This is a genomic window from Arthrobacter sp. Y3223164 (genome assembly GCF_059091005.1).
On sequence record NZ_JBNHGF010000193.1, the window covers coordinates 1 to 5,263 of the forward strand.

The following is a 5,263-nucleotide window of genomic DNA, read 5'->3' on the forward strand; positions in this document are numbered from 1 at the left end:
GGCTGGGGCTTCGCAGCCCCCGGGGAGCTGGAAGCCGCCGGCGCCGTCGTCGTCGTGGATACCGCCGAAGAACTTGAGGCCGCTATTGGGCGGCTGACCGCCGCCGAGCCCGAGGGCGCCCTGGCCGGACGCCCCGGACCGGCCGCATGAGGACGTTCGAAGCGACCCGCGCCTCGTTCCGGGCCGGGTTGCGGCTCAGCTGCCGGCCGACGATTGAAGGCATCGCGAACTTTCCCGCGACCGGCCCGGTGATTGTGGCACCGAACCACCTGTCCTTCCTCGACAGCGTCATCATCCAGGCGATGATGCCGCGGAAGGTGGCCTTTTTCGCCAAAGCCGAATACTTCACCACCCGCGGTCCCAAGGGTGCTGCGATGCGGTGGTTTTTTCACAGCGTCGGCTCGATACCGGTGGAGCGGGGCGAACAGGCCGCCAGCGTGGCCGCGCTGCAGAGTGCCCTGGACGTACTGGACCGCAACGAGGCTTTCGGGATTTATCCTGAAGGAACACGGTCCCGTGACGGCAAGCTCTACCGGGGCCGCACCGGCGTGGGGTGGCTGGCCCTCACGACCGGGGCGCCGGTGCTGCCGGTCGGGCTGATCGGCACCGAACAGCTGCAGCCCGCCGGGAGGATGATGATCCGGCCGAGCCATTTCACGGTCCGGATCGGCAAGCCGCTGTACTTCAAGCGGACCGGGCCGGAGCACTCGTTGCCGGCGCGCCGGTCGGCCACCGACCAGATCATGGACGCGATCGCCGACCTGACCGGCCAGGAACGCTCGAACAGCTACAACAAGACGCCGTCGGCTTGACCGGCCGGACGGCACCCAGGGCCCAGGCGAGGAAGGGAGTGACCGGCCATGGCTAATCCTGCTTCCTACCGTCCGCGGACGGGGGAGATCCCGACCAATCCCGGCGTCTACCGCTTCCGGGACGAGCACCGGCGGGTGATCTACGTCGGCAAGGCGAAGAACCTGCGGTCCCGGCTCAACAGTTACTTCGCCAGCCCCAAGAACCTGCCGCCCAAGACCCATGCGATGGTGCACACGGCGGCTTCGGTGGAGTGGACGATCGTGGGCAGCGAACTGGAGGCCATCCAGCTCGAGTACACGTGGATCAAAGAGTTCACACCGCGCTTCAACATCATGTTCCGGGACGACAAGTCCTATCCCTACCTGGCCGTGACCATGGGGGAGAAGTTCCCGCGCGTGCAGGTGATGCGCGGCGAGCGGCGCAAGGGCGTGAAGTACTTCGGTCCGTACTACCCGGCCAAAGCGATCCGCGAGACCGTGGACACCCTGCTGCGGGTTTTCCCGGTCCGCACCTGCAGCACCGGCGTCTTCAACCGGGCCCAGCGCACCGGCCGGCCGTGCCTGCTGGGCTACATCGACAAGTGCTCGGCGCCTTGTGTGGGACGGATTTCGCCCGAGGACCACAAGGCCCTGGCCGCCGAGTTTTGCGCGTTCATGGGCGGGGAAGCCGACCGGTTTATCCGGGACCTCGAAAAGAAGATGGCCGCGGCGGTGGCCGAACTCGACTACGAGACGGCGGCGCGTCACCGGGACGACATCGCCGCGCTGCGCCGGGTCTTCGAACGCAATGCCGTGGTGCTCACTGAAGACACCGACGCCGACGTGTTCGCCCTGGCCCAGGACGAACTGGAGGCGGCCGTCCAGGTGTTCCACGTCCGCGGCGGCAGGATCCGCGGCCAGCGCGGCTGGGTGGTGGAAAAGGTCGAGGACCAGAGCGACGCCGACCTGGCCGAACACCTGTTGCAGCAGGTTTACGGGGACGCCGACGGGCCGGACCGGATCCCGCGCCAGGTCATGCTGCCGCAGGAACCGGAGAATGCCGCCGAACTGCAGGCCTGGCTCAGCGCACTCCGCGGCAGCAGGGTGCAGATCCACGTGCCGAAACGCGGTGACAAGGCTGCCCTGCTGGCCACCGTGAGGGAGAACGCCGAGCAGGCCCTGGCCCTGCACAAGAGCCGGCGCGCCGGCGACATTACCACGCGCTCGGCCGGCCTCCAGCAGTTGCAGGAGGCACTGGATCTGCCCGTGGCGCTGCTGCGGATCGAATGCTACGACATCTCACACGTGCAGGGCACCAACGTGGTGGCCTCCATGGTGGTGGTGGAAGACGGGCTGCCCAAGAAGTCCGACTACCGCCGCTTCGCGATCACCGGCGAGGCCGCCCGGGACGACACCTCGGCGATGTATGACGTGATCAGCCGGCGCTTCCGGAACTATCTGGCGGAACAAGGCCACCAGGGCATCCCGGCGGCCGCCGATGCAGGCGAAACCCCTGCCGGGGACGGCGCGGACACCGCCGTCGTGCTTGAAGAGACGCTCACGCCGGCGCCCAAAACCAAGTTCGCCTATCCGCCCAACCTGGTGGTGGTGGACGGCGGGCCGCCCCAGGTGGCCGCCGCTTCCCGCGCGCTGTCGGACCTGGGTATCACCGACGTGTTCGTGGTCGGCCTGGCCAAGCGGCTGGAGGAAGTTTGGCTGCCCGACGACGATTTCCCCGTGATCCTGCCGCGTTCGTCCGAGGGCCTGTTCCTGCTGCAGCGGATCCGCGACGAGGCCCACCGTTTCGCGATTGCCTACCACCGGCAGAAGCGCGGCAAGGCCATGACCGTCTCGGTGCTGGACGGCATCCAGGGCCTCGGGCCGGCGAAACGCAAGGCGCTGCTGAAACATTTCGGCTCGGCCAAGAAACTCAAGGCGGCCAGCGCCGAAGAGCTGCAGCAGGTTCCGGGCATCGGCCCGGCGCTGGCGGCTTCCTTGAAGCGCCAGCTGGCTGCCGGTGCCGCGGAGGAGCCCGCGCCGGCGGTAAATATGGCGACCGGCGAAATCATCGAATCTTAGTTAGGCTAGAGCTTGAATCGAGGAGCGGGGGTCGGGATGGATGGAATGACGATGACGGTGGATGAGGACTTGACGCCGGAAAAGCCGGTGGAATCCGAACTCCTGGTGGTCACCGGCATGTCCGGGGCCGGCCGGACCACGGCGGCGCATGCCCTCGAAGACCACGGCTGGTACGTGGTGGACAACCTGCCGCCGCAGATGCTGGGCACGTTGGCCGAACTGGTTTCGCGGATGCCGCAGTCGCTGCCCAAGCTTGCCGTGGTCGTGGACGTGCGCAGCCAGAGCCTCTTCCGCGACATCCGGGAGGCGCTGCATGCCCTGGCGGCCAGCGGCATCCACTACCGGGTGCTGTTCCTGGACGCCTCCGGCGACGTCCTGGTCCGCCGCTTCGAACAGGGCCGCCGGCCGCACCCGCTGCAGGGTGACGGCCGCATATCCGACGGCATCACCGCCGAACGGGAACTGTTGAGCAGCCTCAAGGACTCGGCCGACCTGGTGGTGGATACCACCGAGATGAACGTCCACGCCCTGGCCACTGCCATCACGGAACTCTTCACCGAATCCGGCCCGATCGTGCTGCGCATCAACGTGGTCAGCTTCGGCTTCAAGTACGGGCTGCCGGTGGACGCCAACTTCGTCGCCGACGCCCGCTTCATTCCCAACCCGCACTGGGTCCCCGCGCTGCGCCCGCACACCGGGCTGGACGAGAAGGTCCGCGACTACGTGCTGGTGGACTCCGGTGCCGATGAATTCGTCAACCGCTATGTGGACGCGCTGGAGCCGGTGCTGGAGGGCTACCGCCGCGAGAACAAGCACTACGGCACCATCGCCATCGGGTGTACCGGCGGCAAGCACCGCTCCGTGGCGGTCGCCGAGGAAATCGGGAAGCGGCTGGCCCAGCTGCCGAGCGTCAAAGTCACCGTCCAGCACCGGGACCTGGGGCGCGAATAGTGGCGATCCTGACCGGACCGATGCCGCTGGTTCCCGCCCCGGGGACCTCCCGCAGCCGGACCGGGAAGAGCGGCGCGCCTCCCTCCGTGGTGGCCTTGGGCGGCGGGCACGGGCTCTCGGCCTCGCTGGGCGCGCTGCGGCTGCTCACCACGGAACTGACAGCCATCGTCACGGTGGCTGACGACGGCGGATCCTCCGGCCGCCTGCGCAAGGAGTTCGGCGTCCTCCCGCCGGGAGATTTGCGGATGGCCCTCGCGGCGCTGTGCGATGACACCGACTGGGGGCGGACCTGGCGCGATGTGATGCAGCATCGCTTCAAGTCATCCCCGGGCGCCGAGCCGTCGCTGGACAACCACGCCCTCGGAAACCTGCTGATTGTGACCCTGTGGGAGCTGCTCGGCGACCCCGTTGCCGGCCTGAAGTGGGCCGGCGCCCTGCTGGGGGCCCGTGGAGAGGTGCTGCCGATGGCCACCGTTCCGCTGACCATCGAGGGCGACGTGCTGGTGGAGGGCGAGGACGGGCGGCTGCGCACCGCGCTGATCTCCGGCCAGTCCCGGCTGGCGGCGGCCGGACGCAACAGCCACGTCCACGACGTGCGCCTGCTGCCCGACGACGCCCCGGCCTGCGTCGAGGCACTGAACGCCGTCGAATATGCCGACTGGGTGATCCTCGGGCCCGGCTCCTGGTACACCTCGGTGTTGCCGCACCTGATGCTCAAGGAGATGCGCGAGGCGCTCTGCGACACCCCGGCGCGCCGCTGCCTGACCATGAACCTGTCGGTGGACACCAAGGAAACGTCCGGGATGACCGCCTCGGACCACCTGGCCGCGGTGAGGCGCTGCGCCCCCGGGATGCGTTTCGACGTGGTCTTGGCCGATCCGGCCGTGATTGACGACAAGGGGCGTTTCGAGGATGCCGCGGCCGCGCTGGGAGCACGCGTGGTCTTCGGTAGAGTAGGAAGTTCAGGCGGACGCCCCGTACACGATCCGTTGAGACTGGCGAGTGCCTACCACGACATTTTCGAAGGCCACAAGGATTAGGTAAGGACAAGGTGCATGGCGCTGACCGCAGCAGTCAAGGATGAGCTCGCTCGCCTTGACATCAAGAAGTCCCAGGTCCGGAAGGCGGAGGTCTCGTCGACGCTCCGTTTCGCCGGCGGACTCCACATCATTTCCGGCCGCATCGTCATCGAGGCCGAAGTTGATCTGGCTGCGACCGCCCGGCGGCTGCGCACCGCCATCTCGGAAGTGTACGGCCACAGCGGCGACATCATCGTGGTCTCCGGCGGTGCGCTGCGCCGCGGGAACCGCTACGTCGTGCGCGTGGTCAAGGACGGGGAGTCCCTCGCCCGACAGACCGGCCTGCTGGACGGCCGCGGCCGGCCGGTCCGCGGCCTGCCCTCCGTGGTCGTCAACGGTTCGGCCGCCGATGCCGAGGCGGTC

The 5,263-nt window shown here is 68.3% G+C and carries 5 protein-coding genes; all 5 read left to right on the forward strand.

Going from position 1 to position 5,263, the window contains the following annotated elements; genetic code table 11:
* Positions 1-146: 146 nt before the first annotated feature.
* The gene (locus AC5RUJ_RS10475) at positions 147-812 is read left to right on the forward strand and encodes a lysophospholipid acyltransferase family protein (RefSeq protein WP_493999634.1); all 666 of its coding nucleotides are present in this window, start codon (positions 147-149) and stop codon (positions 810-812) included.
* 48 nt (positions 813-860) lie between these two features.
* Positions 861-2,870: an excinuclease ABC subunit UvrC gene (gene uvrC / locus AC5RUJ_RS10480; protein WP_493999635.1), complete on the forward strand. Its 2,010-nt coding sequence runs from the start codon at positions 861-863 to the stop codon at positions 2,868-2,870.
* A 36-nt stretch (positions 2,871-2,906) separates the two neighbouring features.
* Entirely contained in the window at positions 2,907-3,821 is a 915-nt protein-coding gene (gene rapZ, locus AC5RUJ_RS10485; protein ID WP_493978538.1) for an RNase adapter RapZ, read from the forward strand.
* Positions 3,821-4,861, forward strand: coding sequence for a gluconeogenesis factor YvcK family protein (locus AC5RUJ_RS10490; protein WP_493999636.1), 1,041 nt, complete (start codon positions 3,821-3,823; stop codon positions 4,859-4,861). The genes rapZ and AC5RUJ_RS10490 overlap by 1 nt, the downstream gene beginning before the upstream one ends.
* Before the next feature lie 15 nt (positions 4,862-4,876).
* Positions 4,877-5,263, forward strand: a 387-nt coding sequence (gene whiA, locus AC5RUJ_RS10495; RefSeq protein ID WP_494155841.1) for a DNA-binding protein WhiA, incomplete at its 3' end; no start/stop codon positions are given.

What these genes read in the sequence shown, in the direction of transcription:
- AC5RUJ_RS10475 (WP_493999634.1), top strand. Translation starts at nt 147, where the DNA reads ATGAGGACGTTCGAAGCGACCCGCGCCTCGTTCCGGGCCGGGTTGCGG.
- uvrC (WP_493999635.1), top strand. Translation starts at nt 861, where the DNA reads ATGGCTAATCCTGCTTCCTACCGTCCGCGGACGGGGGAGATCCCGACC.
- rapZ (WP_493978538.1), top strand. Translation starts at nt 2,907, where the DNA reads ATGGATGGAATGACGATGACGGTGGATGAGGACTTGACGCCGGAAAAG.